Annotated in this window: 24 protein-coding genes and 1 tRNA gene; 16 read left to right on the top strand and 9 right to left on the bottom strand. The window is 65.0% G+C overall.

What is annotated here, in order from left to right; all coding sequences use genetic code 11:
• Positions 1-7: 7 nt before the first annotated feature.
• From QZZ02_RS11030 to QZZ02_RS11020, 3 genes are read left to right on the top strand one after another with little or no spacing between them, the layout of a single operon-like run.
• A complete protein-coding gene (locus QZZ02_RS11030) occupies positions 8-769 on the top strand; it encodes an ATP12 family protein (protein ID WP_291844452.1) in 762 nt (253 codons plus the stop codon).
• Between the two features lie 53 nt (positions 770-822).
• Positions 823-1,536 (top strand): 2OG-Fe(II) oxygenase, encoded by a 714-nt coding sequence (locus tag QZZ02_RS11025; protein WP_291844449.1) that lies wholly within the window; start codon positions 823-825, stop codon positions 1,534-1,536.
• Positions 1,537-1,541: 5 nt separating this feature from the next.
• Positions 1,542-2,057 carry a GrpB family protein gene (locus QZZ02_RS11020; RefSeq protein WP_291844446.1) on the top strand — a complete coding sequence of 172 codons (516 nt, stop codon included), beginning with the start codon at positions 1,542-1,544 and terminating at the stop codon, positions 2,055-2,057.
• On the opposite strand, the gene QZZ02_RS11015 is transcribed toward QZZ02_RS11020, so the two are convergent.
• Together QZZ02_RS11015 and QZZ02_RS11010 are read right to left on the bottom strand one after the other, a co-directional pair.
• Positions 2,050-2,838, bottom strand: coding sequence for a hypothetical protein (locus QZZ02_RS11015; protein ID WP_291844442.1), 789 nt, complete (start codon positions 2,836-2,838; stop codon positions 2,050-2,052). The genes QZZ02_RS11020 and QZZ02_RS11015 overlap by 8 nt on opposite strands.
• Before the next feature lie 13 nt (positions 2,839-2,851).
• Positions 2,852-3,946 (bottom strand): GNAT family N-acetyltransferase, encoded by a 1,095-nt coding sequence (locus QZZ02_RS11010; RefSeq protein ID WP_291844438.1) that lies wholly within the window; start codon positions 3,944-3,946, stop codon positions 2,852-2,854.
• 146 nt (positions 3,947-4,092) lie between these two features.
• Between QZZ02_RS11010 and QZZ02_RS11005 the strand changes: the two genes are divergently transcribed.
• Together QZZ02_RS11005 and QZZ02_RS11000 are read left to right on the top strand one after the other, a co-directional pair.
• A complete protein-coding gene (locus QZZ02_RS11005; protein ID WP_291844435.1) occupies positions 4,093-5,625 on the top strand; it encodes an acyl-CoA carboxylase subunit beta in 1,533 nt (510 codons plus the stop codon).
• 287 nt (positions 5,626-5,912) lie between these two features.
• Positions 5,913-7,181, top strand: a complete 1,269-nt coding sequence (locus tag QZZ02_RS11000; RefSeq protein ID WP_291844432.1) for a serine hydrolase domain-containing protein — start codon at positions 5,913-5,915, stop codon at positions 7,179-7,181.
• Positions 7,182-7,238: 57 nt separating this feature from the next.
• On the opposite strand, the gene QZZ02_RS10995 is transcribed toward QZZ02_RS11000, so the two are convergent.
• From QZZ02_RS10995 to QZZ02_RS10975, 5 genes are all read right to left on the bottom strand, one after another.
• Complete coding sequence (locus tag QZZ02_RS10995) at positions 7,239-8,444, bottom strand: HlyD family efflux transporter periplasmic adaptor subunit (protein WP_291844429.1); 1,206 nt, start codon at positions 8,442-8,444, stop codon at positions 7,239-7,241.
• A gap of 9 nt (positions 8,445-8,453) precedes the next feature.
• A complete protein-coding gene (locus tag QZZ02_RS10990; RefSeq protein ID WP_291844425.1) occupies positions 8,454-10,853 on the bottom strand; it encodes an ABC transporter permease in 2,400 nt (799 codons plus the stop codon).
• On the bottom strand, positions 10,850-11,599 hold the full coding sequence (locus QZZ02_RS10985; RefSeq protein ID WP_291844422.1) for an ABC transporter ATP-binding protein: 750 nt from the start codon (positions 11,597-11,599) through the stop codon (positions 10,850-10,852). Before QZZ02_RS10985 ends, QZZ02_RS10990 begins: the two co-directional genes overlap by 4 nt.
• Positions 11,600-11,674: 75 nt before the next feature.
• On the bottom strand, positions 11,675-12,601 hold the full coding sequence (locus QZZ02_RS10980; protein ID WP_291844419.1) for a fatty acid desaturase family protein: 927 nt from the start codon (positions 12,599-12,601) through the stop codon (positions 11,675-11,677).
• A gap of 89 nt (positions 12,602-12,690) precedes the next feature.
• Positions 12,691-13,554: a hypothetical protein gene (locus tag QZZ02_RS10975; RefSeq protein WP_291844416.1), complete on the bottom strand. Its 864-nt coding sequence runs from the start codon at positions 13,552-13,554 to the stop codon at positions 12,691-12,693.
• Positions 13,555-13,623: 69 nt separating this feature from the next.
• Here QZZ02_RS10975 and QZZ02_RS10970 point away from each other — a divergent pair, with 69 nt between their 5' ends.
• The 5 genes from QZZ02_RS10970 to QZZ02_RS10950 all read left to right on the top strand — a co-directional run bounded on the left by QZZ02_RS10970 (position 13,624) and on the right by QZZ02_RS10950 (position 17,918).
• On the top strand, positions 13,624-14,076 hold the full coding sequence (locus QZZ02_RS10970) for a potassium channel family protein (protein ID WP_291844413.1): 453 nt from the start codon (positions 13,624-13,626) through the stop codon (positions 14,074-14,076).
• Between the two features lie 96 nt (positions 14,077-14,172).
• Positions 14,173-16,182, top strand: coding sequence for an acetyl/propionyl/methylcrotonyl-CoA carboxylase subunit alpha (locus QZZ02_RS10965; RefSeq protein WP_291844410.1), 2,010 nt, complete (start codon positions 14,173-14,175; stop codon positions 16,180-16,182).
• A gap of 32 nt (positions 16,183-16,214) precedes the next feature.
• A complete protein-coding gene (locus QZZ02_RS10960) occupies positions 16,215-16,727 on the top strand; it encodes a DUF805 domain-containing protein (protein ID WP_291844407.1) in 513 nt (170 codons plus the stop codon).
• Between the two features lie 86 nt (positions 16,728-16,813).
• On the top strand, positions 16,814-17,269 hold the full coding sequence (locus tag QZZ02_RS10955; protein WP_291844404.1) for a DUF805 domain-containing protein: 456 nt from the start codon (positions 16,814-16,816) through the stop codon (positions 17,267-17,269).
• 112 nt (positions 17,270-17,381) lie between these two features.
• Positions 17,382-17,918: a hypothetical protein gene (locus QZZ02_RS10950; RefSeq protein WP_291844401.1), complete on the top strand. Its 537-nt coding sequence runs from the start codon at positions 17,382-17,384 to the stop codon at positions 17,916-17,918.
• Here QZZ02_RS10950 and lipB read toward each other — a convergent pair.
• Positions 17,909-18,595 carry a lipoyl(octanoyl) transferase LipB gene (gene lipB, locus QZZ02_RS10945; RefSeq protein WP_291844399.1) on the bottom strand — a complete coding sequence of 229 codons (687 nt, stop codon included), beginning with the start codon at positions 18,593-18,595 and terminating at the stop codon, positions 17,909-17,911. The two genes, QZZ02_RS10950 and lipB, sit on opposite strands and share 10 nt — an antisense overlap.
• An 82-nt stretch (positions 18,596-18,677) precedes the next feature.
• Here lipB and QZZ02_RS10940 point away from each other — a divergent pair, with 82 nt between their 5' ends.
• Together QZZ02_RS10940 and QZZ02_RS10935 are read left to right on the top strand one after the other, a co-directional pair.
• Complete coding sequence (locus tag QZZ02_RS10940; protein ID WP_041637474.1) at positions 18,678-18,926, top strand: FliM/FliN family flagellar motor switch protein; 249 nt, start codon at positions 18,678-18,680, stop codon at positions 18,924-18,926.
• Between the two features lie 63 nt (positions 18,927-18,989).
• Positions 18,990-19,076, top strand: a tRNA-Leu gene (locus tag QZZ02_RS10935).
• A 46-nt stretch (positions 19,077-19,122) separates the two neighbouring features.
• On the opposite strand, the gene QZZ02_RS10930 is transcribed toward QZZ02_RS10935, so the two are convergent.
• Complete coding sequence (locus QZZ02_RS10930; protein WP_291844397.1) at positions 19,123-20,058, bottom strand: hypothetical protein; 936 nt, start codon at positions 20,056-20,058, stop codon at positions 19,123-19,125.
• Between the two features lie 160 nt (positions 20,059-20,218).
• Between QZZ02_RS10930 and mgtE the strand changes: the two genes are divergently transcribed.
• The 4 genes from mgtE to QZZ02_RS10910 all read left to right on the top strand — a co-directional run bounded on the left by mgtE (position 20,219) and on the right by QZZ02_RS10910 (position 26,004).
• Positions 20,219-21,610, top strand: a complete 1,392-nt coding sequence (gene mgtE, locus QZZ02_RS10925; RefSeq protein ID WP_291844396.1) for a magnesium transporter — start codon at positions 20,219-20,221, stop codon at positions 21,608-21,610.
• A 50-nt stretch (positions 21,611-21,660) separates the two neighbouring features.
• Positions 21,661-22,605: a kelch repeat-containing protein gene (locus tag QZZ02_RS10920; RefSeq protein ID WP_291844395.1), complete on the top strand. Its 945-nt coding sequence runs from the start codon at positions 21,661-21,663 to the stop codon at positions 22,603-22,605.
• Positions 22,606-22,671: 66 nt separating this feature from the next.
• Positions 22,672-24,753 (top strand): hypothetical protein, encoded by a 2,082-nt coding sequence (locus QZZ02_RS10915; protein ID WP_291844394.1) that lies wholly within the window; start codon positions 22,672-22,674, stop codon positions 24,751-24,753.
• A gap of 78 nt (positions 24,754-24,831) precedes the next feature.
• Positions 24,832-26,004 carry an isovaleryl-CoA dehydrogenase gene (locus tag QZZ02_RS10910; protein WP_291844393.1) on the top strand — a complete coding sequence of 391 codons (1,173 nt, stop codon included), beginning with the start codon at positions 24,832-24,834 and terminating at the stop codon, positions 26,002-26,004.
• The last annotated feature ends 68 nt before the right edge of the window (positions 26,005-26,072 follow it).

The following is a 26,072-nucleotide window of genomic DNA, read 5'->3' as shown; positions in this document are numbered from 1 at the left end:
ACTTGAATTGACCTATGAGACCAAGCCGGGCGTCAAGATCCCGAGCCGCGAGAATTCCCTGCCCAAGCGTTTTTACACCGATGTGACCGTGGTCGCGGAAGGTGACGGTTTTGCCGTCCATCTCGACGGTCGCCCGGTCAAGTCACCGGCCCGCCGCGCCCTGTCCCTGCCGACCCGCGCGCTTGCCGAGCTGGTGGCGTCGGAATGGGCTGCCCAGGGCGAACGCATTGATGCGCCGGCCATGCCGGCAACCCGCCTGTGTTTCGTGGCGCTGGATCTCATTCCCGACGCACGGGCAGCGACCGTGGCGGAGGTCACGAAATACGCTTCGACCGATCTGGTCTGCTTCCGCGCACCGGAACCGGCTGCCCTGATCGCATCGCAGGCCGCCGCCTGGGATCCGATTATTGCCTGGGCTGGACGCTCCCTGGACGCCCGTTTCGTGCCGGCGACGGGCCTGATGCCGATCGACCAGGATCCGGTCGCCTTGCAACGCGTCATGCAGCGGGCCGGCGAGCTGGACGACTGGCGTTTGACGACCCTGGCCCATGTCACGGCCGTCTGTGGTTCGGCGCTGATCGCACTGGCCCTGCTCGAGGGCGAAATCGATGGCGAAAAGGCCTTCGTCCTGTCGACGCTGGACGAGCATTTCCAGATCAGCCAGTGGGGCGAAGACCACGAGGCCGCCGACCGCCTGGCGCGCCTGCGCCGGGAACTGGTCGTGATGGGCGAAGTCCTGCGCGCATTGGACGCGGCGTCTGCGGCTTGATGCCGGACGTCAGACGGCTAACCTGCGTCACGTGATTTTGCGGAGACTGGATCATGGCTGACATCGTCCCAGGGCAAACCGGCCCTGCGCACACCGGCCCTGCGCACACCGGCCCTGAGCACCCCGGCAAGACCGGCCCCGGCGGGATGCTCGATTTTGACGCCCTGCGTCGCGCCAATTTGCGGACCGAGCCCTACAATTATCTCGTTGCCGAGGCAGCGCTCAGCGAAACCGAGGCGGCGGACGTGCGCCGTGATTATCCTGCGATCGACAAGCCGGGCTATCTGCCGCTTTCCAAGCTCGAGGCCAGTGGCGCGTTCAAGCGTCTCATGGAAGACCTCAACTCGCCGGACCTGGCCCAGGTGCTGACAGACAAGTTCGGCGTCGATTTCACCGAGAAGCCGCGCATGATCACGGTGCGCAAGATTTCCCAGCTGTCGGACGGCCCGATCCACAACGACTCGAAGTCGAAAATCCTGACCATGCTGACCTATCTCAATGCCGAGTGGGATGGCACGGGTGCGGGCTGTATCCGCGTGCTCAACGGGCCCAAGGATTTCGAGGATTTCACCGAGGAAGTGCCGCCGCTGGCCGGCTATGTCTTCGCCTTCCTGCGCGCGGACAATTCCTGGCACGGGCATCTGCCCTTCGAGGGCGAGCGCTATGTCGTGCAGACCACTTTCCTGACCTCCCAGGAGGAGCTCGACCGCAAGGAAAACCGTGGCGGCCTGCAGTATTTCCTGAAAAAGCTGAACCCGTTCCAGTAAATCTCATGGCGGTGACCGTGTGCGCCTGGGACCCGTGCTGGTCTGCGCGTTTCGAGCTTGAGCGCGAGCGTCTGGCCACTTTGCTGGGCGACGTCGCGGGCCGCATCGAGCATGTCGGCAGCACATCCGTACGCGGCCTGGCCGCCAAGCCCATCATTGATATCCTGGTGAGTGTGGACAGTCTGGAGCGGCTTGATGCCTGCTCTGCCGCCATGCGGGAGGCAGGCTATCAGGTGAAGGGGGAATATGGTCTGCCGGGGCGTCGCTATTTTCGTCGCGAGGCAGCGGACGGAAGCCGGCTCGCCCATATCCATGCCTATCTGTGCGGGAGCGAGGGGTTTCGGCGCCACCTTGTCTTTCGCGACTATCTCAGGGAGCATCAGGAGGAGGCGCGGCGCTATGGCGCGCACAAGCTGGCCCTGACCGCTCGTGGCGCCCTGTCCGGCGAGGCCTACCAGTCAGCCAAGTCAGAACTGGTTTCGCAGATCGAGGCGCGGGCGCTGGCCTGGGCGGCTAGATAGCGGCCAGCGTGCGCACCGGGCCTTCGCGGAAACGCAGCCGCCCTTCGTCCATCCGGTTCCAGATCAAAAAGCCGGTGGCAATCACGGCCAGTTCTGCCAGTTCCTGGAAGATGTGGTGACACATCAGCACACCGCTCAGAAGCAGCAGGGCCCGCAGGGGCAGCAGCACGCGGTCGCCCCGGGGGGCTTCCACAATGGAGCCAAGGCGGGCGCCCAGCACCAGGAGGCCAAGCCCCAGGCCGTAGTAGAGGGCCTCCATCGTCGATGGCGGGATGTAGTTGTGCAGGTTGAACTCTTCCTGGAGATTGCTCTGCAGCACGGCGTCCGGCGGCGTAAAACCCAGCCAGTGCTGGCCCCAGCTGACCTCTTCCCCAAAAGCAAGGATCAGGACCAGCGCGGTCGCGACCAGGCAGACGCCGCCGAAGGCGGTATCGCGATTGCGCTGCCAGATGCGCTCGGCGGTCAGCGCCACCGGAAACAGCATCAGCAGGATGGTGAGGTTCTCGATCAGGCCGCCATCGCCCACTTCGGGCCGGAAAACGCCGGCGAGGGGCCGGACGGTGTGGTCGAACAGATTGAGCGCGGCCAGCTGAACCAGCGCGAACAGGGCCAGCATGTCGAGGTCGAGACCCTGCCGCATCATCCCGACCGGTCCGATCCGGCCCATCCCGCGCCAGAGGACCTTCACGGCGATGGCCATTGCGAGCGCGACGGCGACCGCGAATCCGAAGGCCTGCAGGGGCGCGTCAATCGAGCCGTCGGGCGAGAAGAATGTGGTCATCGGGATCGGCCTCCTAGAAGGCGTGAACTGCCGCCCATTTGTCGAGGCGGCGAAAGGCCTTGGCGGGCCAGTTTGAGACACGTCCAAGCGGAAGGGCCTGGGCTGTGCGGTCGACAAGCTGGCCGGTGCGAACGATTGCGTGCGCAAGCGACGGGCGCTCGAGCCGGCCCCCAAGCACATCGAAACCGGCATTGGAGAGGCGGCGTTTGAAGTCGTAATCGCCCGGCCCGAGATGAATTTCCTTGATCCCGCGGGATTCGAGGAAGCGCGCGATTTCGAGATAGAGCGTCAGGCCCGGGCCCAGCTTGGAGAATTCCGGCCAATAGACCGGGAACCAGTAGTGCAGTGCGCGATCCGAGCGCATGCCGAAATGTGCGGCGGCGAGCTCACCCTCGATCTCTACGGTCGACAGCAGGCCGGCAAAGGTCGGTGTATCGGTCTCGAAAAGGTCCTCGATCAGCTTTCGGGCCCAGCTCGCCACGAAAACGTCGAGCGCCCCCGTACGGCGGTATTGTGCGCGCTTGGTCTCGATGACGGCACGCAGCGCTTCCGGCCGCCGGTCATCGAGGCGAAACACGACCGCATCGCCCATCTCGGCCAGCTTGCGCTGGCGGGCGCGGATATTCCGCATCGCCTTGGCGTCTTCTCGGGCGCAGTCCTCGAGGAAACTGTCATAGCCGGCGGACAGGTCCGAGACCCAGGAGGTTTCCGCCGGGCGGGTGGCAGCCCGGGCGAAACTGGCTTGTCCGGCGAGGGCACCATGAAAGTTGAAAATGCCGAATCCGGTGCCGGCCAGCGCGGCCTCGACATCCAGATCCGGGGTGTCGGTGATCAGCCCGTGATGGTCGCCGAGCGGTCCGCCAATCGGCCGTGCCACACCCGAACGGGACAAATGGAGCGGCAGAAATCCCGAAATTGTCCCGTTTCGGTGCAGGATTGCGATGCGGGTGTCCGGGCGGGTCCGGGCGACAGCGCGTGTAAATTCATGCGTGAAATAGGGTGAGCCAAGTGACGGTGTTGTGGCGCGAAACGCGTTCCAGGCTTCGCATTCCGACGCGCCAAGCCCGTCGATCTTCACAACTTCGGTCCGCAAGTTTTGGCTGCCCATGCGCCAGTCCCCAAATTCGTTGTGCCTGTCCAGCTGCAATCCCTGCGCCGGACGACCTGTGACTGGCGTACCAGCTTGATTGCGAAAGCGTTCGCGGGTCTGCTATCTGGCGCATAACAAGAATCCCGACGGGGGAAGGATTGGCCATGAAAGACGTGATCGAACAGCTCGAAGCCAAGCGGGCCGCGGCGCGCATGGGCGGTGGTGAAAAGCGGATTGCCGCGCAACACACCAAGGGCAAGCTGTCGGCGCGCGAACGGATCGAACTCCTGCTGGACGAAGGTTCCTTTGAAGAATGGGACATGTTCGTCGAGCATCGCTGTGTCGATTTCGGCATGGCCGACAAGAAAATCCCCGGCGATGGCGTGGTCACGGGCCATGGCACGATCAATGGCCGTCTCGTCTATCTCTTCTCCAAGGACTTCACCGTTTTCGGCGGCTCCCTGTCGGAGACCCACGCCCAGAAAATCGTCAAGATCCAGAAGGCGGCACTGCAGAACGGCGCGCCGGTCATCGGGATTTTCGACGCCGGTGGCGCCCGCATCCAGGAAGGCGTCGCCTCGCTGGGGGGCTATGCCGATATTTTCCTGCAGAACACGCTGGCTTCCGGCGTGGTGCCGCAAATCTCCATGATCATGGGGCCGTGCGCCGGCGGTGATGTCTATTCACCCGCCATCACCGACTTCATCTTCATGGTGAAGGACACCTCCTACATGTATGTGACCGGGCCGGACGTGGTGAAGACCGTCACCAATGAGACCGTCACCCATGAAGAGCTCGGCGGCGCCTCCATTCACGCCAGGAAGTCCGGCGTTGCCGATGGCGCCTACGAGAATGATATCGAGGCCCTGGTCCAGCTGCGCCGCCTGATCGACTTCCTGCCGCTGTCCAACCGCGAGACGCCGCCCAAGCGTCCGACCCATGATGTGGCAGACCGGCTCGAACCCAGCCTCGACACGCTGGTCCCGTCCAATCCGAACAAGCCCTATGATATCAAGGAGCTGATCGAGAAGGTGGCGGATGAGGGCGATTTCTTCGAGATCGCGCCGGACTATGCCGCCAATATCGTCACCGGTTTCGGCCGCCTCGATGGTCAGCCGGTAGGTTTTGTCGCCAACCAGCCCATGTCACTCGCCGGCGTTCTGGACAGTGATGCCAGCCGCAAGGCCGGCCGCTTCGTGCGCTTCTGCGACGCCTTCAACATCCCGCTGGTGACCTTTGTCGACGTGCCCGGCTTCCTGCCCGGCACCAAGCAGGAATATGGCGGGCTGATCAAGCATGGCGCCAAACTCCTCTTTGCCTATGCCGAGGCCACCGTGCCCAAGCTCACGGTCATCACCCGCAAGGCCTATGGCGGCGCCTATGACGTGATGAGCTCGAAACATCTGCGCGGCGACGTCAACTATGCCTGGCCGTCCGCCGAGATCGCGGTGATGGGCGCCAAGGGCGCCGCCGAGATCATCCACCGCAAGGATGCCGACAATCCCGACAAGATGGCCGAACACGCCAAGGAGTACGAAGACCGCTTCGCCAACCCCTTCGTCGCCGCCGGCCGCGGCTATATCGACGACGTCATCATGCCCCACGGCACCCGCAAACGCCTGATCTCGGCGCTACGAACGCTGAAGAACAAGAAGGCAGAGAACCCATGGAAAAAGCACGATAATATTCCGCTTTAGGGGTACCCCGCCGCCTGCGGCGGCGCCCCTCCGTCTCGCCGCTTTGCGGCGATCCACCTCCCCACGATGTGGGGAGGAAAGGCCGATCCGGGATTGTTTTCTTCCCCACATAGTGGGGAAGTGGCCCGGCGCGCAGCGGCGGGTCGATGGGGTGGCCGAAGGCCATGTGTGCACAAGCGATGTATGGATCGTTCCGCGCTCGCGCGCGCTTTCACCACATCTTCTGTTGGCGCTAACACTGGCTTGTGAGAGGCTTGCCGGAGAAGGCGGCACACGGGAGTTTCAGCATGCGGATTGTGGCGGGACTGACGGCTCTGGTGCTGGCAGCGTGCTCGGCGGGACCAGAGGCCGGGCCTGAGGATGGCTCTGAGCCTGTCGTTATCGAGCCGGTCGCGCAGGCACTTCAGCCCCTGATCGATGACGGGGAGCTTGCCGGTGTCGCCGTGGCGGTCTGGCAGGATGACGCGCTCATCGGACGCTGGGGGCAGGGCGTGCGGGATCTGGAGAGCGGCGCGCCGATGCGGGCCGACACGATCGTGCGCATCTATTCCATGACCAAGCCGGTGACCGCCGTGGCGATGATGCAGCTTTATGAGCAGGGGCTGTGGCATCCCGATGACCCGGTTGCCGCCTATCTGCCCGAGCTGGCGGATGTCGGCGTGTTTCGCGGGCTGGATGCGGAGGGTGAGCCGGTCATCACGCCGCCGGTGCGTTCGCCGACCATGGCTCAGCTGATGACCCACACTGCGGGCTTCTCCTATGGCTTCCTGGGAGGCTGGGTGGATGACCGCTATCGCGAGGCCAATCTGTGGGCGTCGCCGTCGTCCGACGATTTCATCGAGACCATGGCCAGCCTGCCATTGAATGCCGAGCCGGGCAGTGAGTGGCGTTATTCGGTGTCGATGGACCTGCAGGGCGTCATCATCGAGCGGCTGAGCGGGCAGAGCCTGTCGGACTATATGCGCGATCATATCTTCACGCCGCTGGCCATGGCGGATACCGGCTTTTCCGTTGATCCGGCCGGGGCCGATCGTCTGGCCACGAATTATGACTGGCGCGATGGCCGGCTGCAGCCGGAAAACACGTCGGACGGGCTTTTCATCGACCCCTTCACCGAGCCGGGCTTCGCCTGGGGCGGCGGCGGGCTGTTCTCGACGGCGGATGATTTCCTGCGCTTCGGTCGCATGTTGCTGGGCGGTGGCGAGCTGGACGGCGTGCGCGTGCTGACCGAGGCCTCTGTCGAGACGATCATGACCAACCAGATCAGCCATGCCGTGGCGGCGGGCGGGTTCGGGATCGGTTTCCAGCAGATCCGGCCGGGCTACCAGTACGGCTATAACGGCGTCGTGGTGACCGATCCGCGGCTGGGCGGCGTGGCCGTGGGCGAGGGCACCTATCTGTGGGATGGCCGGGCCATGACCTGGTTCTGGGTCGACCCTGCGCATGACATCGTCTTTGTCGGCATGGTCCAGCGCAATGCCGGTCCCGGCATGCCCGAGCTGCAGCCGCTCACCCAGCGGGCGATGCAGGCGGCGTTCTATCCCGCCGGGGACTAGGTTCGGGGCGGCGGCCTGCACCGCATTCGCGCGTGTGCGCGTGCGCCTGCCTGATCCCTATTCCGTCACGGACCTTTCCCGTACCACCACGCCGTCGGCAACCCCCTCGCCTGGATAGAGAATGACGCGATCACCTGCCGACAGGCCTGAGAGGATTTCGGCCTGGATGCCGTTATCCCGCCCGATCACGACCGGGGTCAGGCGGGCGCGATTGGTAATGATGCGGTAGACGGCCCACTCCCGGTCATGGCGAAAGAGGGCGGCGACGGGGATTTGCAGGGCATCATCGCGTTGCCACACCGTGATGGCGGTCTCGACCCGATAGCCATGACCCAGCTTTCCCAAGTCGTCCGGCGGGCCGGTGAAGTCCAGCACGATATTGACCCGCTGTTCCTCGACGCCGAGCGGGGAATATTGTTCGAAACCATAGGGCTCCACACGGCGCACCCGCGCGGGCAGCGGCGGAGCGTCACGGCGCCAGCCGGTGATGCTGGCCGTATCGCCCGGCCCTGTCTGCACCGCATCGGCCGACAGGAATTCGGCGACGATTTCGAGTCCGGCCGGGTCGCCGATCTCGAGCAAGGAAGCGCCGGCGGCGACCGGGCCTTCGCTTTCCCGGCTGACCTGGAGGACGACGCCATCGATGGGGGAGCGAATGTCGAAGATCTCACCGGTCTGAGGGCCGGATCCGGCGCCGTGCAAATGGATGCGGGCCGCCTCGATCTCGGCCTCGCGCATGCGGATGGCCGCCTGGGCCCGGATGGCTGCGGCCTGGGCGCTGCGCAGCTCTGCAGCGGCGCGATCAAGTTGGGCCTGCGAGGCCGTTCCGGTCGCGCGCAGTCGGGCGATCCGGGTGTGGTCTTCACGGGCCAGATCCAGCGCGGAGGTGGCTGTCTGGGCGTCGGCACGGGCCGCCGAAAGCGCCGCTTCGGCGAGGTGGATGGCAGCCTCTGCCTCGCCCTGGCTGCGGGTATCCAGAATGGAGGGCTCGGACGGCAGGATGCGGGCCAGGACATCGCCGGTTTCGATCCGGTCGCCCGGTTCCAGGTCGATGCGCAGGAGGCGGCCGGAGACCGGCGCGGCGATGGCATAGACATCGCGGATCCGGGTGCGACCCTCATCGCGGATTTCCACCGTCATCGGGGCGATGGCGGCCCGCGCGATATCAACGCGGACCGGTTCCGGCCAGAAACTCCAGATGAGGGTGACCAGCACGGTCAGGGCGGCGGCGGTCCAGAATACGGTCCGAAAGCGAAGCGTCATGACGGTTTCCTAGTCTCCCGTTTTCAGTGCGGTGACCATGTCGAGCCGGTTGAGCCGAGCCCGGACCATCAGGCCCGAGGACAGGGCGACGACCACGACGACAAGGGCAGAATAGCCGAAGGTACTGGGATCGATGATAAAGGGCAGGCGAAACAGGTCCGAGCTCATGGCGCGGGAGAAGTACCAGGACAGGCCGGCGCCCAGTGCGGCGCCCAGCGGCAGGGCGAGCAGGGTCAATAGCGCGATCTCGCCGAGCAGGACGTAGGCGACTTCGCCGCGGCTGAAGCCGAGGACGCGCAGCACGGCGAGTTCGTGCTCGCGCTCGGAGAAGGCGATCCGCACGCTGTTATAGACCACACCGACTGCGATCAGGCCGGCGAAGACGGTGTAGATGAAAATGGAGGCGCCAATGACCTCGTCCATGATCGCCTGGAAGCGGCGCCGGGCCTCGTTTTGCAGGCCGACTTCCGCGACGCCCGGGGCATCCTTCAGCGCTGTGTAGAGGGCATCGGCCCGATCCGGGTCGATCCGAAGCACGGCGCCGGTGATCATGTCGCTCTCGCCCATCAGGGCGTTGAGGTCACTGATATTGATGAGGGCGCCGGACCCGATCAGCGTTGTGACGACATTGCTGACCGGCAGGAAGAAGACGGGACGGTGGCCCTCGGTGATCTCCACCTCGACCCAATCCCCGGCACGCAGGCCCAGGGGCGTGGCGATATCGCGCGAGAGGATCAGCCCGCCCGGCGGCGGCGTGACCGGCAAGTTGTCCGCGCCGATCAGGCGGGACAGGCTTGCGTCCTGCGGTGCCCCGGTCAGGGCGACACGTTCCTCATGCCCGGCAAAGCGAAGGCGCGCCGGCGCATGGCGCACCGGCTCGGCAGCCAGGACCCCCGGAAGACGCGCAATCTCATGCAGGGCGGCCCGCGAACGGGGCTCGACCAGCGTGACAGAAACATCCTGCCGGTTGGCGAGGTTGAAATGGGCGTCGATCATCGCATCCATCGCGTCGAGGAAGTACATGGACGAGACCAGCAGCGCGCCGGAGACGGCGATACCTGCGAGGGTGAAGGCGGCGCGCGCCGGCCAGCGCAGGACATGGCGCAGGATCATCCGCGATTGCTGGTCGAAACGCCGCCAGCGCGCCAGCGTGGCACCGAGCGCCCGGGAATAATCCGGCGGCGGAGAGGGCCGCATCGCCTCGGCCGGAGAAAGCCGTGCCGTGCGCAGCCCGGCCAGGACAGCCCCGCCACCGACCGCAACCAGGGTGACGATCAAGGAGGAGGCGTAGATGGAGGCGGGCAGTTCGAAAAGCAGGAAGGGAAAGTGATAGTATTCGATGTACATGGCCGCCATCAGGCGGCCCAGCCAAACGCCGCCTCCCAGGCCGAGCGCCAGGCCGGCAAACCCGATGACCAGGGCAAATTTGGCGTAGTGGGTGATGACGGCGCTTGAACTGTAGCCGAAAGCCTTCAGCAGACCGATCTGGGCGCGCTCCATGGCGATCAACCGGGTCAGCACGACATTCACCAGAAAGGCGGCCACGAGCAGAAAGACTGGCGGCAGCAAGGACGCCATGGTGTCCAGCTGGTTGATCTCGCTTGATACAAAGGCGTCGGAAAAGTGGTCCTCCCGGCCATAGGCTCCCGGGGCGCCCCAGGGGGAAAGCTGCCGGTCCAGAGCATCAATGACGGCCGGTTCGCTGGCCCCGGGCTGCAGCGTCAAGGCGACCTCGGTGAAAGCGCCGGTCGCGTCGGCGGCCTGCTCCAGGGCCTCGCGACCCATCCAGGCGACGCCGAACAGGCGCGGATCGGGTACCAGCTGGCCGGGCGCGATGGCGTAGACATATTCCGGCGACAGGGCGGTGCCGACCACGCGGAACTGCTCGCGCCCTCCGCGGATGGTTGCCATGACCGTCTCGCCGACGGCCAGATTGTGAGCACGGGCGAAACCGTCCAGCAGCACGATTGCGTCGCGCTCGCCGGTGCGCGGGCGGCGGCCGGCGGTCATGTGAATCCGGTTGACGGCAGCCAGCCCGGTCTCGGGCAGCGAAAGCATAACGCCGGTGGCAGGAGCAGACAGGCCGGGCATGTCAAACAAGGCGGCCTCGCGCACCCGGGTCTGGACGCTGGCGATGCCCGGGATGTCGCGCAGCGCCTCCGCGGCACTGTCGGGTGCCCGCACGACCGGGGCCCAGACATCGGCGAACCGGTATCGATCATAATAGGCGTCCCGGGTTTCCTGCAGACTGTCCAGCATGCCCGCGGCGACGACATGGACGGCGACACCGGCGGCCACCACGAGCGCGATGGCCAGGGCCTGGAGCCGGATGGCCCACAAGTCCCGCACCATCTTGCGATCCAGCCGTGCCGGCAGCGCGGCGGCCATATCCCGACGACCGCCGCTCACCAGCTCAGGGCCTCCGGATCGACCGGGGCGTCATTGACCCGTTCTTCACGCACCTGGCCATCGGCCAGTATGATGACGCGGTCGGCCATGGCGGCCACACCGGCATTGTGGGTGATCAGAAGGACGGTAGACCCAAGTTCGCGGTTGACCCGTTTCAGCGCCTGCAAGACCCGAACGCCGGTGGCGCTGTCCAGCGCTCCGGTTGGCTCGTCACACAGCATGACTTCCGGACGCTTGGCGATCGCTCGGGCGATCGCGACACGCTGTTGTTCGCCGCCTGACATTTCCGAGGGAAAGTGATCGGCGCGGTCGCTCAGGCCGACCAGGTCCAGCGCGTCGTGCGCCGGCATGGGGTGGCTGGCAATCTCGGTGACCAGCTCCACATTTTCCCGGGCTGTGAGACTGGGCATGAGGTTGTAGAACTGGAAAACGAAACCGACATGGTCGCGCCTGAACCGGGTCAGCTCGGCTTCGTTGATTCGGGTCATGTCGCGCCCGCGGAACCTGAAATCACCATCCGTCGCGCGGTCCAGGCCGCCGAGAATATTGAGCAGGGTGGACTTGCCTGATCCGGATGCGCCCAGCAGGACAACGACCTCACCGGCCGGGATAGTAAGGTCGACCCCCCGCAGCGCCCGGACGCGTGTCGGACCTTCTCCGAAATCGCGGGACAGGCCTCGCGTTTCGAAACAGGCCGGCCCGCCAGTCTGGAACCGGCGGGCTGCGGTTGACCTTGTCCGCGTCACAACCGTGCTCCTTCCGGTGTCCGCTTCGTCTGTTCATCGCAGGCCGGGCAGCCCGATGCGAGGCGACATGACGCCTCAGGCGGCCTGTTGTGCCTCTGGCCGCACCGCCTTGGCCAGCATCGCCGGATAGCCGTGCGTGATGCAGGTGTGGCCCTCATAATAGCCGCGTCTCGCCAGCAAGCGGTGCAGCCGGGGCAGGTTGTAGGGCGGGACGGCGGCGAACATGTGGTGTTCCAGGTGGTAGTTGACGTTATTGGGCGCCACCACGAGGCGCTCGAACCAGCGGGCGATCGTTGTGTGGGTGTTGAGGCGAGGTTCGGTGTCATAGCGGTCAGTCGCGACGCCATGCTCGCCGATATTTCTGAGACGCATGATCGCGGGGTAAACGAAGAGCCGTGCCACCCACCAGAGGGCGTAGGCCCAGACTGCACCCGCCGCGGCGAGGGATGCGACCAGCACGAGCTGGAAGGTGAGGAAGGGCAGTTTGGCGCGCCAGTCCGGCTTGCGCCAGGCCATCACCATTTCCTTCAAACCGGTCTGACCGGTGAGGTCGCGGGTGAATTTGCGGCGCAGGCTGTCGCGCGTCACCGGATAGGCCCTGACCAGGCCCTGGTCGGGATCGCGGTCAGTGCCGGCATGGCGGTGATGGTTGAGGTGATAGTCGCGATAGAGCTGAAGCGGCACATCCACCGCCGCGCCACCGATCCACTGCCCGACAAACTCATTGAGCCAGGCCGAGCGGAACAATGCCTTGTGGGCGCAGTCGTGCAGCACGATGGATAGCGCAAGCTGGCGCCCCGCGATGATCAGGACGGCGGCAGGAATGGTCAGCGGGTTGGGCCAGGCGATGGCGAGCGCGAAGGCGGATGCCAGCAGTGCCAGATTGCCAGCCAGCATCAGCCCGCCCTGCCAGTTTGTCGTGCGCGAGAGGGCCCGCAATTCCTCGCGGCTCACGCAATCTGAGAGCTTGCGGTCATTGCCGGGCGGATGCGTCTGCTTCATGGCGTCTCGACCTCCGTTTCGCGCCCGCTTGGCGGGTCTTCGTCCGGCATTGTCTCGCAGAAGTCGGTCCCGGAAAAGGGGCCGGCCCGTCAGGCGCCGACCTTGGCCCGGCCGCGTGGCAGGAAGCGCACGATGAAGGTCACCAGCAGCACACAGCCGAGCGGGTAGAGCGCGTGAGCCAGGGCATTGCCTTCCGCCATGCCGGCCAGGAGGGCGAGTGCCATCACCAGACGTCCGCCGCGCACACGGGCATGGCTGAGCGGTGCGCCGCGCGCGTCGCAGACACTGGTCGGCAGCGGGCAAAGCCAGGCGCCCAGCAGGCCGATCACGACGAGGCTGCCGATCACCGCCATCAGCGTTGGTGAAGCATCCACCGGGAACAGGAGCGCGGCGAAATCGCCCTCCAGCGTGATCAGATGCCAGACGGTGAAGGCGAGGGCGATCAGCGCCGCGATGAGGGCGAGGGTGCGCGAACGGTCGAGATTGACGTCGATCACAATCGCGATCGCGGCCACCAGGCCCATCAGCGCATAGCCTTCGGAGAAGACCGAAAAGCCGGCGAGGATCAGCACCATCACCAGATCGCCCGGCTTGGCCGCCTGGCCGACCGTGCGATTGACCAGGCGCGCCGCCATCAGCACGAAGGCTAGCGTCCAGACGGCAACCGGCAGGCCGAGCACGAGGGCATAGAGAATGAGCGCGGCGCTGGCGAAGGCGGTGAGATTGCGGTCGGGATCGGCTTCACGGCCCAGCGCCCAGACCAGGAAGCTCACCAGCATGCCTTCCAGCCCGGTCATGACGGCATTGACGGCACCGCCGCCGGCCGAGACATAGGCATATGTCCCGAGGCCGAGCGCGATCAGGGGCAGGGCGATCAGTACCGCCTTGTTGGTCGGATATCTTGCTTCCAGCGGGCGAGCGATGGAGGACAGGCGGTAGACGGCTTTGCTCATTGATCGATTCCCTTTTGCCCGGAACACTAAGGCGAATCGCGCGCGCTGCCAGCCTCGGAGGGATTGCGGATGATGAACGCCTTGCTCGTCTCGGCCGGATTGGCCGTCTGGACCGTCATGGTCCACATGGTCGGCCTTGGCTCCCTGCTCGCGCTGGCCCGCCTGCGCACCTCGCGCATTGATCCGCACGGCTCCGTCCTCCGTCAGGCCCTGTTCATCCTCATCATAGTCCTGGGCCTGTTTGTCCTGCATGCGGTGGAGATATGGAGCTTTGCCATGATCTATCTCGCGCTGGGGGCGGTGACGGGCCTTGAGGAGGCGCTCTATTTTTCCACCTCGACTTTCACCACGCTCGGCTATGGCGATGTCATCATCGACAGCGAATGGCGGCTGGTTTCTGCGATGGAGGGCTTCACCGGTTTCCTGATGATCGGCTGGTCGACCGCCTTCCTGGTCTCGATTGTCGGCAGGTTGCGGGCGCTCGAGGCGGACTGGCTGGACCGTCCGCGCGACGGGGACTGAGACGAGCCGCCGCCGCCGCTTGCCGCCCCCGGTCAAGCCACGCTAAACCCGTGACACCTGTGCGGTATCCACCCGCACCCGGATCAAGGGGCCAGCATGTTCAAGAAGATCCTGATCGCCAATCGTGGCGAGATCGCCGTCCGCGTCATCAAGACCTGCAGGCGTCTCGGCATTGCCACGGTTGCCGTCTATTCCGAAGCGGATGCTGACAGTCTCGCCGTCGAAATGGCGGACGAGGCGGTCTTCATCGGCGGCTCGGCTCCGGGCGAAAGCTATCTCGTGCTCGACAAGATCCTCGATGCGGTCGAGCAGACCGGTGCCGATGCGGTCCATCCCGGATTCGGTTTCCTGTCAGAAAACCCGGCCCTGCCCAAGGCGCTGGAGAAGGCCGGGGTTGGCTGGATCGGGCCGAATATCCATGCCATCGACGCGATGGGCGACAAGATCCGCTCCAAACAGCTCGCCGCCAAGGCCGGCGTGTCGACCATTCCCGGTGCCGATGGCGAGATTGCCGATGCCGATACCGCGCTCGCGGCAGCCAAGGCGATCGGCTATCCGGTCATGCTCAAGGCCTCTGCCGGCGGTGGCGGCAAGGGCATGCGGATTGCGCGCTCGGATTCCGAGGTCAGGGAAGGCTTCAAGGCGGCCCGCAACGAGGCCAGGTCGTCCTTCGGCGATGATCGCATCCTGATCGAGAAATTCATCGAGGAGCCGCGTCATATCGAGATCCAGGTGATGGGCGACAAGCACGGCCATGTCATCCATCTCAACGAGCGCGAATGCTCGATCCAGCGCCGCAACCAGAAAGTCCTCGAAGAGGCGCCGTCTCCCTTTCTCGACAAGAAGACACGTGAGGCGATGGGGGCCCAGGCCGTCGCACTCGCTGCCGCGGTTGATTATGACAGTGCCGGGACGGTCGAGTTCATCGTCGACAAGGACAAGAAATTCTACTTTCTCGAGATGAATACCCGCCTCCAGGTCGAGCATCCGGTTACCGAATTGACCGCCGATGTTGATCTCGTCGAGCTGATGATCCGCTCGGCCTCCGGCGAGACGCTGGGCCTGACCCAGCGCGACGTACCGATCAAGGGCTGGGCCGTTGAGGCGCGCCTGTATGCCGAGGATCCCTATCGCGGCTTCCTGCCGTCCATCGGGCGCCTGAAGCGTTTCCAGGAGCCGGCCGAAGGCAAGCTGGGCAAGGGCGAGCTGCGCATCGATGCCGGTGTCCGTGAAGGCGACGAGATTTCGCTCTTCTATGATCCGATGATCGCCAAGGTGATCGGTTACGGCAAGGATCGTGAAACCGCGATCGACACGCTGGCGGCGGCGCTCGACCGTCTGCATGTCGAAGGCCTGCAGTCGAACGCGCCCTTCCTGTCGGCGGTGCTCGACGAGGCTGATTTCCGCGCCGGCCGCATTCATACCGGCTATATCGGCGAGCATTTCCCCGAAGGTTTCCACGGCACGGCGCCACGCGAGGAGCAACTGGTCGCCATGACCTGTGCGGCCGCCTTTGTGCACGAGACATTCGTGCGCCGCGCCGGGCAGATCGAGGGTCGCATGCGCCCGGCCGACGAGCCGAGAGTGCGCGAATGGGTCGTGCTGCTCGACAAGCGCCGCATCCCGGTCGAGATCGAGATGACGGGGGATGGCAAGGCTTCCATGTGGGCGCCCTCGCTGGCCTCGGAACGGCTCGAAGTCGAGACGGGCTGGCGCGCCGGGCAACACTTGTTTGAAGCCAGCATCAATGGTCAGGCCGTCGCCCTGGAATTTGCCGACCGTACCGAGGGCTATCGTCTGCGCCATCGAGGCTTCTCGGCCGTCGCCCTGGTCTGCACGGCGCGCTCGGCCGAGCTGCATGCCATACTGCCTGAGAAGGAAAAGCCGGACATGGCCAAGCTGGTCGTCTCGCCGATGCCGGGCCTGGTGGTCTCGCTGGAAGTCGAGGAAGGCCAGACCGTCAAGACCGGCGAGCCGCTGGTCATCGTCGAGGCCATGAAGATGGAAAACGTGCTGCGCGCCGAGACCGACGGTACGATCAAGTCTATCAAGGTGGAGGCTGGCGCGTCGGTCGCGGCGGACGAGCTTCTGGTCGAATTCGAATAGGTCCGGGCCCGTCCCGGGGGAAGGCAGACGCGATGAACTGGCAATTCCTGTTTTTCGACCCGAATGGCCGGATTGCGGCACGCGATTACTGGATCGGTGTCGCGATCATCATCGGCGGCAATGTGCTCGCCAATATCATTCCGATCCTGGGCGGCCTCCTTTGGCTGGGTCTGATCTGGGTGGGCCTGTGCGTTTATGGCAAGCGTCTGCACGACACCGGTCGCAGCGCGGCGATCCATGCCATCCCGTGGGCCGTCAATTTCGTGATTGCCATTCTGGCCGTGATGATGTTGGGCGGGGTGATCCTGTCGGCCGTCATGTCAGGCGAAACGCTCGGGCCGGCGCTCTTCCTGTCCGCGGGGGGTGGCCTGCTGTCGCTGGGCGGGCTGGGCACGCTGGTCTGGGTCGGTTACACACTCTGGCTTGGCATGGCACCCGGTGAATCCGGCGACAACCAGTATGGTCCGGCTCCTGCGGTCGATATCGAGCCCGTCATGACCGATCCGCAGCAGGCGCCGGCCGACGAGGACGATACGCCTGGCTAGGTCCCCCTCTGACGCGAAACGGCCATGGAAATTTCGCGGAATCCGCGTAGTCTTGGCCTTGTCACTGACAGGGGAGAGACAAAGGCATGTCACTTAGCGACTTCATTCTCAAGCCGGCGGACGCCAAGCGGATACTGTTTGGCGCGGCCGGCAAGCTGTCACCCCAGGAATTCGCCCAGGGCATTGTCGCGATTCTGGCGGTCAACCTGGTGCTGCGGGTTTTCTCCATGATGCCGGGCCTCGGAATGCTGTTCGCATTACTTGGACTTGTTGTCGGGCTGATCTCGCTTTTTGCCTGGGTCTGTGTCTATTCCAAACGTTTCCACGATGCCGGCAAGTCGGGTTGGCTGACCCTCGCGGCAATCGTCGGGGTGATTGTCATCGCAGCCGCCATAAACCTGATTCTGGCGCCGCTGCTGGGCGCGGGCGTTGCGACGTCGGGCGGCAGCATGTTGGCAGTGACGCCCGGAAATGTGCTCGCCTCGGCGATCGGCGGCTTGATCGCGAACGGCGTGGTCGGCTATTTCGTCTACAAGCTGTAGTCGATCCGCCGGCTGCCCGAACCGGACATGTCCGGTTCGAATCCTGCTTGAATATGGCCGGTTCCCTAGTAGATACGGGGACCGGTCGTTTCATTGCCCACAGGATGAATTCATGAACCCGCTCGCCCTGCTCCTGCCCAATCACCGCGCCTCGGTCTCCGCCTTTGTCCTGGGGATTGCCGTGCTGGCCGCCATCGATGCGATCCGGCTCGCTTTCGGCACCGCGCCGGTTCCGGGCATCATCCCGATGGCGGCGATCTGGTTCTTCTGCTTTTCGCTGTTTGCCAACCGGCGCCGCCATGCCGGCCGCAGTGTTGGCCTCGCTGTCCTGCCGTTGGTCCTGTCAATCGTCGCCAAGGGCATTGGCACCCTGATCGGTGTCGGCATCGCCTCCTTCGAGGCCATGATCACCTTCGCCGAGGAACAGGGCGTGGATACGTCCGACACCGCGGCCTTCAATGCGGCGGTCTCGGATCCGGGCTTCCAGCAGGCCTTCTCGGCCTGGCTCGAATCGGACACGGAACGCGCGATGGCCATGTTGGGGGCCACAGCCTGGCCGTCCTATTTCGCGTTCTGGGGCGTGCTCGCGGTCTTTGTGTTGTGGTTTGCGACCATGCAGCGCAACGGGTCCCCTGCCAATCAGGGCTGAGCGGGCTCAAGCTGCGGCGGGCCGGCGCGGGTGACATCGCCGAAGGCGTCTGTCCAGGCCAGGTGCAGGGCGATGTCGAAATCCGCCATCGAGACCTGATGCCCAAGGTCGGCCAGTGAGGTGACGCCATAGAGCGGGTTTGAAATCCCGCAAGGCGTGATGCCGGTAAAATGGCTGAGGTCCGGATCGACATTGAAGGCGATACCGTGGAAGGACACCCAGCGGCGCAGACGAACGCCAATCGCGGCAATCTTGTCCTCATGCCCGTTTGACCGGTTGACCCAGACGCCGACCCGGCCGTCGCGAATACCGGCCTCGATGCCGAACTGTGCGGCGGCGCCGATCAGCCAGTTTTCCAGCGCCTGGATGAATTTGCGGACATCGCGCCCGCGCTGCGTCAGGTCGAGCATGACATAGGCCACGCGCTGGCCAGGCCCGTGATAGGTATATTCACCGCCGCGACCGGTCTCGAAAACCGGGAATCGGTCAGGCGCAAGCAGATCGTCCGGCTTCGCGCTGGTCCCGGCCGTATAGAGCGGCGGGTGTTCCAGCAGCCAGACCAGCTCGCTTGCCCCGCCCGCCGCTATCGCCGCGGCCCGTGCTTCCATGAAGGCGAGGGCGGGCTGATAGGGCGTCAGACCGGGCGAAACAGCCCATTCGACGTTTTGTAATGCCATATCCTGGAGTCTTAACGCTGCGGAAACCGTATTGGCCAAACATCAGGCCCGCGATGATGATCCGCAAGTCCTGGAGTGCGACGTGAGTCAGATCAGTTCGGTGGAAGTGGAAATTTCTGTCCTGTTGGGCCGGTCGAAGATGCCGATCCAGCAATTCCTCCGCATGGGACGCGGTGCGGTGATCCCGCTCGATTCGGGCGAGGACGACCAGGTGTGGATCCTGGCCAACAATCATCCCATCGCCCGCGGCGATGTCGTGATCCAGGGCGATCGTATCGCCGTGTCCATCACCGGACCGGCTGATGCCAATGAATTCTTCGCAGCTGCATAAAGGGTTGCAATACCCTCTTCACAAGGTGCGGGGATGTTGCTATCTCCCGCGCCTCCATGACGTGCGGTCGTGGCGGAATTGGTAGACGCGCAGCGTTGAGGTCGCTGTGGGGTAAAACCCGTGGAAGTTCGAGTCTTCTCGACCGCACCATCTCTCACTCCTCCCTTGCGGGGCTCGAGAGTGGAAAAACCCTCACTCAGACCTGATCGTCCGTCCCGGCCCTGCCCGGTGCCAGGACTGTGAGCCTGTAAGCCGCCGAGACGCAGGCGATGCTGGCGAGCGAATAGGCCACCAGCAGCAGTCGCAGCGGCAATTCCTCCATCACCAGGCTGAGCCAGAAGAGCGGCGTGCCGATATCGTCCGGCAGGTCACCCGGCTGCGAGGGCAGGCCGGCGGCGATGGCCATCACCAGCGCGTTGGACCAGATGATCAGCGGCACGATCAGGGCCAGCGAGACCAGTGCGACCAGCCACAGGCCGGCACTCAGCCCGAGCGCTGCAGGGCGCGCCCGATTGAGCGCGATGCCATACCAGTCACGCCCGCCCAGAACGCTGGACGGGTAGATGAAGGACAGGCGGGCAAACAGGGTGCTCAGCCAGATCGCAACCGCTCCGGAAACGGCCCCGACCACCAGGCGTGGCGCTTCGCCGTTGAGCCCCAGTGTTTCGGCCAGGGCGACGAGGAGGGCGGCCAGAATGAAAACCACAGCCGCTGTGGCAAGAATGGTCAGGCCAAGCGCCAGGGAGCGCAGCAGGATGCGCCAGAACCCGGTCTGGGGAACCTCGATCCCGATGGCCTGCGCCGGTCGCTCCAGCATGGTCTTGTGGCCGAGGAAAATCAGCGCCGCGGCCATGGCGCCTTCGAAGAGATTGGTGGTGCGTCCGACGAGCTGCGCAAACAGGGTTACGGTCGTATAGGCGAGGCTGACGCCGATCCACAGGGTGACCAGCGCGCCGGCCCGGGCACCGAGCGTCGCGGCGGCATGGGTGAGGATGCGCCCGGCAGTGAGGCGCTGGGCGGGGGCTGCGATGCGGGTGAAACCCAGCGCAAAGAGCACAATCAGGCCGATGGATCCGCCGATTGTCAGCCCGATCAGGACCGGCAGGTTTTCCTCACCCGTAATGCTGAACACGCCTTCGCCCTCATTTCTCCCTGCAAACGTCTTAAAGCGTCGCTATTTCAGGTCAATGCGATTGAGGTTGCCGGATGGGACGGCTAAGACAGGCAGACCAGTGGTGCCCCGTCCTGTCGGCCGGCGGTGCACTCGAAATTCCCCCCGAATGGAGGCGTGTATGGGCGAAGCCGCTTATGATGACAACGTCCTGATCGATTCGCCTGCGCGGGCGGATACGGATCCGGAATTTGTCGCCAATTTGCGGCAGGCCCTGTCCGACGGGGATGGCGGTCTCGTTCGGCGCATGCTGGCGCCATTGCACGAGGCGGATATCGCGGACGTGGTCGAGCAGCTCTCGGCCAGCCAGCAAGGCGCGCTCGCTGAACTGGCGCCTGATATCATCACCGGTGAAGTGCTCGCCGAGCTCGAGCCCGATTCGCGCGAAGTCGTGATGGAATACCTGGACACCGCCCACCTCGCGGCGGCCATTCAGGAACTCGACTCCGATGATGCCACCGAAGTCGTCGAAGAGATGGACGATGCGACGCGGATCGCCGTGCTCGCGGAAATTTCCGACAGTGATCGCGAGGCCGTTGAACAGAGCCTCTCGTTTGAGGATGAGACGGCTGGTCGTCTCATGCAGCGCGAATTCGTCGCCGCACCGGAATTCTGGTCGGTCGGCCATGCCCTCGATCACATGCGCAATGCGGCGGACGAGCTGCCCGACAAGTTTCACGACCTGTTTGTGATCGACACAGGCTTCCGCCCGGTCGGCGAGATCCCGGTCTGCCGCCTGTTGAGCGCCCGCCGAGATGTCGCGCTGAGCGATCTGATGGAAACGCCGCGCATCCTGGTCGAGCCCGAGACCGACCAGGAAGAGGTCGCCTATCTGTTCCAGAAATACCACCTTGTCTCGGCCCCGGTGGTCGACAGCGCCGGACGCCTGACCGGCATGCTGACGCTGGACGATATCGTCCACGTCATCCAGGACGAGAACAAGGAAGACATGCTCGCCCTGGCCGGCGTGAACGATGCCGGCCTGGCCGACACCGTCGTGCGCTCCGTGCGTTCGCGCGCGCCCTGGCTGCTGGTCAATCTGGGCACTGCGATCCTCGCCTCCGGCGTGATTGCGCTGTTCGAGGGGGCGATTTCGCAGGTCGTGGCGCTCGCCGTGCTGATGCCGATTGTCGCCTCGATGGGCGGCAATGCGGGGACCCAGTCGCTGGCCGTTGCCGTGCGCTCGATCGCCGAACGCGACCTGACCGCGGCCAACGCGGTGCGGGTGGTCTGGCGCGAATTGGCGACCGGCATGGTCAACGGGCTGATCTTCGCCGTCATCATGGGCCTGGTAACGGTGCTCTGGTTCCAGGATTGGGGTCTGGCGGCGGTCATTGCCGTCGCCATGGTGCTCAACCTCGCCTGTGCCGGCTTGTCGGGTATCCTGATCCCGCTGGGGATGGTCCGTGCCGGCGCTGACCCGGCCGTCGCTTCCTCGGTCTTTGTGACCACCGTGACCGATGTTGTCGGCTTCCTGGCTTTCCTGGGGCTGGCGACAATCGTCCTGTTGTGATGATATTCCGCACCGGGTTGGCAAGGCCCGTGCAATCAAGTGGTGAAAACGTGCGTATTTCCGTTCTCCTCCTGAGCCTTTTTCTGTCGATGGGTGCTCCGGCGACGGCCCAGGGCGTCTGGGAAGCTGCAGCGCGTCTCGACGCATCGCGCGCCGGCCTTGCCGTGGTCGCGCATGACGGTCGTATCTACGCCGCCGGTGGCGCCGGGCTGACCGATCCGCGCAATGAATTTGAAAGCTATGATGTCGAGATCGACCGCTGGTTTCCGGAGACGGCGCTGCCGCGCGGACTCGAGCGTTTCGGAATGGCGTCGATCAACAACCGTATCTATGTCGCCGGTGGTTACGCCCGCGGCGAGGATGGTGTGGCGCCGAGCGCGGGCGTCTGGTCCTGGTCCTTTGACGGCAATATCTGGCAGAGCGAGGCCGCGATGCCGGCCGCCAAGGCCGATCTGACCCTGGTAGCGGTGGGCAGTGCGCTCTATGCCTTCGGCGGGCTGCGCGATGACGAGGAAGGCTTTGTCTTCGATCCCGTGGCGCGCAGCTGGGACACGATTTCCGTGCCTGTCGGCGTGACCCGTCGCGCTGCGGCTGCGGCGGTGGTCGATGGCCGGATTTTCCTGGCCGGCGGGCGGCATGACGCCGACAGCCTGACGCGTGTGGACATCTTTGATCCGGAGAGTGGGGAGTGGGGCCGCGCTCCTGATCTGCCATCGCCGCGCTCGGGCGCGGCCGTGGCTGTGCTGGACGGACGTATCCACCTGCTGGGCGGGCGCGGTGCCGACACCCGCGAGACCCTGCAGACACATGTTTCGTGGCAGCCGGGTGATGCCGGCTGGCGCGAGGAAACATCCCTGCCTGCACCGCGCACAGGCGGCGGGGCCGCTGTGCTGGCTGACAAGATCTACCTGATCGGCGGCGGGTCCGGTGGAGGGTTCCTGGCACCTTTCACAGCGCTGGACACCACGGATGTGTTCGATCCGGGCAGGGAATAGGGCCGCGGCGTCAGGCTTGCAGGGAAAGTCCAACTGTCTGGCGCGCTGTCCTGAAACGGAACACGCATGAAACCGCGATTGAAAACATCTCCGGCTGCCCGCGAACTCATCAAGCGGTTTGAGCCCTTCCGATCCGAAGCCGAGCGTGGCGACGACGGCCGCTGGGTCGTTGGCTATGGCCATCGTGCCGCTGCCAAGGCCGGCGTCCGGGTCACCGAAGACGAAGCCTCGCTGCTTTTGATCTATGATGTGATGCGTGCCGAGGAGGTTGTCGATGACAGCATCACCGGGCCACTTTCACGCGGCCAGCGCGATGCGCTCACCTCCTTTGTCCATGATGTTGGTGTTGACCGCTTCCGGGGCTCCGATGTGGCGCGCTACCTGTTTGAAGGCCGCGCCCGGGCCGCCGGGGAAGCATTGGCCGCGTTCGGCGACGGCACCTCGTCGCGCCGCGAGGCCGAAAGCGCGCTTTTCCTGGACGCGTTGATGCCGGCCCAGGCAGGCAAGGCGCGCAAGTCCGAACCGGTCGAGCTGGTCATCAAGATCGAACATCCTGCCGAGGAGCGCGTGCTGGAAGGCGCGATCTCCGGAGCGGATTCCCCGCCACCGCCGGAATCCTATTCCGACCTGCCGCCCCCGCCGCCGCCGCTCGATGCCGGACAGGTGCGTCGTCGCGAGGCCGAGGACGAGATCGCCCGCATCCTCGCAGCCGTCCAGGCCCTGCCGCCGGAAGTACGCCAGGACCTGGCTGAAGAAGCCATGGCCCCGGTCGCCGAGGCTGTCTCCGACATGCGCGATGATCCGATCGACGCCCGGTTCGAGGCGGTTGAGGAGCCGGAGCGCGAAACCACGCCCGACGCGGGCGCCGGGGCTGTGGATATCGAGCAGCCGGTCGCCGGGCCTGACAGCGTCGTCGGGGACGCCGAATCCGCCGCTGACCGGGTCATTGCCCGCATGGCTGAAGAGATTGGCGACGCCGTCCCGGACGATGTGCCGACTTCGGACGCGGTCGAGGCGTCCGCACTGGTCGCCGCGGAGGATGGTGTTGCGGAATCGGTGACGCCTGTTGTGGAGACGCCGTCCGTCGCGCCCATTGCGGCTTTCGATCTGCCCGAGGGCATGGGGCTGGGCTTTGTACTGGCGAATCGCCAGCCGGTGGAAACGCCCCAGCCGGAACCGGTGGCTCCGGTTGTCGAGGCGCCCGTGGCAGACGCCGGGCCGGCGACGGAAACCACGGCTGCTTTGCCGGAGCATTATTCACTCGATCTGCCGAGTGGTACCGGCCTGGGATATGCGCTCACCAATGTAATGCAGGGCAGCTTCCGCGCCGAGGCCGGGCCCGCCGCGACCCAGCCGCGTGACACGGCTGCCCCCGAGGCAATTGCGGCCGAGGCCATCGAAGTCGAGGACGCTCGGTCCGAACCGGAGACCGAGCTCGAGCCGGCGTCCGAGGCCGAGCCGGATTTTGAGCATCGGCAGCAAGTCGCGGTTGCTCCGGAACCGGAGGCCACGGCCGAGGTCGTCACCGAAGCAGAGGTCGAGGCCGACGCTGATCTGCCCGCCACCGTCGAAACCGAGACCGAAACCGAGACCGAAACCGAGACCGAGACCGAAACCGAGATCGAAATCGAGATCGAGGCCGAGATCGAAGCCGAGATCGTCGAACGGCCGATCAGCCTCGGGGTTGAAGATATGCCGCCGCCACATCCGGCCGAGACGCCGGCTGAAGCCAGCGGCGCCATCGGCGAGGTCGTCGGCGAGCCGGTGGCAGCGACGCAACAGGCGCCCTTTGTTCAGGATGATGATCTTGGCGATGATCCGATGACGGCCGGGCATGACCCCATGTCGGACGCGGTCGATGGTTTCTCGCCAAGCGACCTGGCCGCCGATGTCCATGCGACCACCGACCGGCCGGGGCCAAGTTCCGATGACGGCATGTGGACCTTCCTGGCGGTGCTCATCGCCGGCGGCCTGCTGGCCGGCTTTGGCAGCGTGTTGGCGGCGTCCGAATGGGATTACATCATGGCGCAGCGTGAAATGACGCTGAATTTCGGCATGGCGCTCGCCGGATTTTTTCTCGTGATTGTGGCTGGATGGCAACTCGCTTCGATCTGGCTGTCCAAGTTGAAACAAAAGGGCGGCAACTAGCCGTTTTCGCGCCATTCTGTTTCGCGGCCCGCACCGGTCTCTCTTGACCCGGTCGCGGGCCGTGTTACATCGCCGGGCATGATACCGAACCAATATCCCTCGCTTGATTTCAACCTCGGTGACACGGCCGAAATGATCCGTGACACCGTCCGTTCCTTTGCCAGTGACGAGATCGCGCCGCGTGCGGCCGAGATCGACAAGACCGATATCTTCCCGGCCGATCTCTGGCAGAAGATGGGTGATCTGGGCTTGTTGGGCATTACCGTCGGCGAAGAGGATGGTGGCACCGGGCTCGGTTATCTCGAGCACGTCATCGCGATGGAAGAGATTTCCCGCGCCTCGGCGTCGGTCGGCCTGTCCTATGGCGCCCATTCCAATCTTTGCGTCAACCAGATGCGGCGCTGGGGCAATGCCGGGCAAAAGGCGAAATACCTGCCCAAGCTGATCTCCGGCGAGCATGTCGGCTCGCTCGCCATGTCCGAGCCGGGCGCCGGCTCCGACGTTGTGTCGATGAAACTCAAGGCCGAGCGCAAGGGTGATCATTTCGTGCTCAATGGCTCGAAAATGTGGATCACCAATGCCCCGGCCGCCAATACGCTGATCGTCTACGCCAAGACCGATACCAGTGCCGGTTCACGCGGAATTTCCGCCTTCATCATCGAGCGTGGCATGAAGGGTTTCTCGGTCGCCCAGAAGCTCGACAAGCTCGGCATGCGCGGCTCGGAGACCGGCGAACTGGTCTTCGAGGATTGCGAAGTGCCGGTCGAGAACATGATGGGCGAGGAGGGCAAGGGCGTCGAAATCCTGATGTCGGGGCTCGATTACGAGCGCGCCGTCCTGGCCTCGGGCCCGGTCGGCATCATGCAGTCCTGCATGGATGTCGTGATGCCCTATGTCCGCGAGCGCAAGCAGTTCGGCAAATCGATCGGCGAATTCCAGCTCGTCCAGGGCAAGCTGGCGGACATGTATGTGCGCATGAATGCGACGCGCGCCTATGTCTATGCCGTGGCGCAGGCCTGCGACCGTGGCCAGACCACGCGCAAGGATGCCGCCGGTGCCATCCTCTATGCCGCCGAGGGCGCAACCCTCATGGCGCTGGACGCGATCCAGCTGCTGGGCGGCAATGGCTATATCAATGAATATCCGACCGGCCGCTTGCTGCGCGATGCCAAGCTCTACGAGATCGGCGCCGGAACCTCGGAAATCCGCCGCTGGCTGATCGGTCGCGAGCTGTTCGACGAGACGAATTGATCTGCCCCCTGCCGGCATGACATGTGTCAGGCCCTGTCTCTGACCGAGGCAGGGCCTTTTTCATGACG

It is taken from the genome of Maricaulis sp. (genome assembly GCF_015665295.1).
In the GTDB taxonomy this organism is placed as follows: Bacteria; Pseudomonadota; Alphaproteobacteria; order Caulobacterales; family Maricaulaceae; genus Maricaulis.
This window is presented reverse-complemented; position numbering and strand designations above follow the sequence as displayed.

Excerpts from the sequence above, each read along its gene's own strand:
- QZZ02_RS11025 (WP_291844449.1), top strand. The coding sequence starts at position 823 with ATGGCTGACATCGTCCCAGGGCAAACCGGCCCTGCGCACACCGGCCCT.
- QZZ02_RS11020 (WP_291844446.1), top strand. The coding sequence starts at position 1,542 with ATGGCGGTGACCGTGTGCGCCTGGGACCCGTGCTGGTCTGCGCGTTTC.
- QZZ02_RS11015 (WP_291844442.1), bottom strand. The coding sequence starts at position 2,838 with ATGACCACATTCTTCTCGCCCGACGGCTCGATTGACGCGCCCCTGCAG.
- QZZ02_RS11010 (WP_291844438.1), bottom strand. The coding sequence starts at position 3,946 with ATGGGCAGCCAAAACTTGCGGACCGAAGTTGTGAAGATCGACGGGCTT.
- QZZ02_RS11005 (WP_291844435.1), top strand. The coding sequence starts at position 4,093 with ATGAAAGACGTGATCGAACAGCTCGAAGCCAAGCGGGCCGCGGCGCGC.
- QZZ02_RS11000 (WP_291844432.1), top strand. The coding sequence starts at position 5,913 with ATGCGGATTGTGGCGGGACTGACGGCTCTGGTGCTGGCAGCGTGCTCG.
- QZZ02_RS10995 (WP_291844429.1), bottom strand. The coding sequence starts at position 8,444 with ATGACGCTTCGCTTTCGGACCGTATTCTGGACCGCCGCCGCCCTGACC.
- QZZ02_RS10980 (WP_291844419.1), bottom strand. The coding sequence starts at position 12,601 with ATGAAGCAGACGCATCCGCCCGGCAATGACCGCAAGCTCTCAGATTGC.
- QZZ02_RS10975 (WP_291844416.1), bottom strand. The coding sequence starts at position 13,554 with ATGAGCAAAGCCGTCTACCGCCTGTCCTCCATCGCTCGCCCGCTGGAA.
- QZZ02_RS10970 (WP_291844413.1), top strand. The coding sequence starts at position 13,624 with ATGATGAACGCCTTGCTCGTCTCGGCCGGATTGGCCGTCTGGACCGTC.
- QZZ02_RS10965 (WP_291844410.1), top strand. The coding sequence starts at position 14,173 with ATGTTCAAGAAGATCCTGATCGCCAATCGTGGCGAGATCGCCGTCCGC.
- QZZ02_RS10960 (WP_291844407.1), top strand. The coding sequence starts at position 16,215 with ATGAACTGGCAATTCCTGTTTTTCGACCCGAATGGCCGGATTGCGGCA.
- QZZ02_RS10955 (WP_291844404.1), top strand. The coding sequence starts at position 16,814 with ATGTCACTTAGCGACTTCATTCTCAAGCCGGCGGACGCCAAGCGGATA.
- QZZ02_RS10950 (WP_291844401.1), top strand. The coding sequence starts at position 17,382 with ATGAACCCGCTCGCCCTGCTCCTGCCCAATCACCGCGCCTCGGTCTCC.
- lipB (WP_291844399.1), bottom strand. The coding sequence starts at position 18,595 with ATGGCATTACAAAACGTCGAATGGGCTGTTTCGCCCGGTCTGACGCCC.
- mgtE (WP_291844396.1), top strand. The coding sequence starts at position 20,219 with ATGGGCGAAGCCGCTTATGATGACAACGTCCTGATCGATTCGCCTGCG.
- QZZ02_RS10915 (WP_291844394.1), top strand. The coding sequence starts at position 22,672 with ATGAAACCGCGATTGAAAACATCTCCGGCTGCCCGCGAACTCATCAAG.
- QZZ02_RS10910 (WP_291844393.1), top strand. The coding sequence starts at position 24,832 with ATGATACCGAACCAATATCCCTCGCTTGATTTCAACCTCGGTGACACG.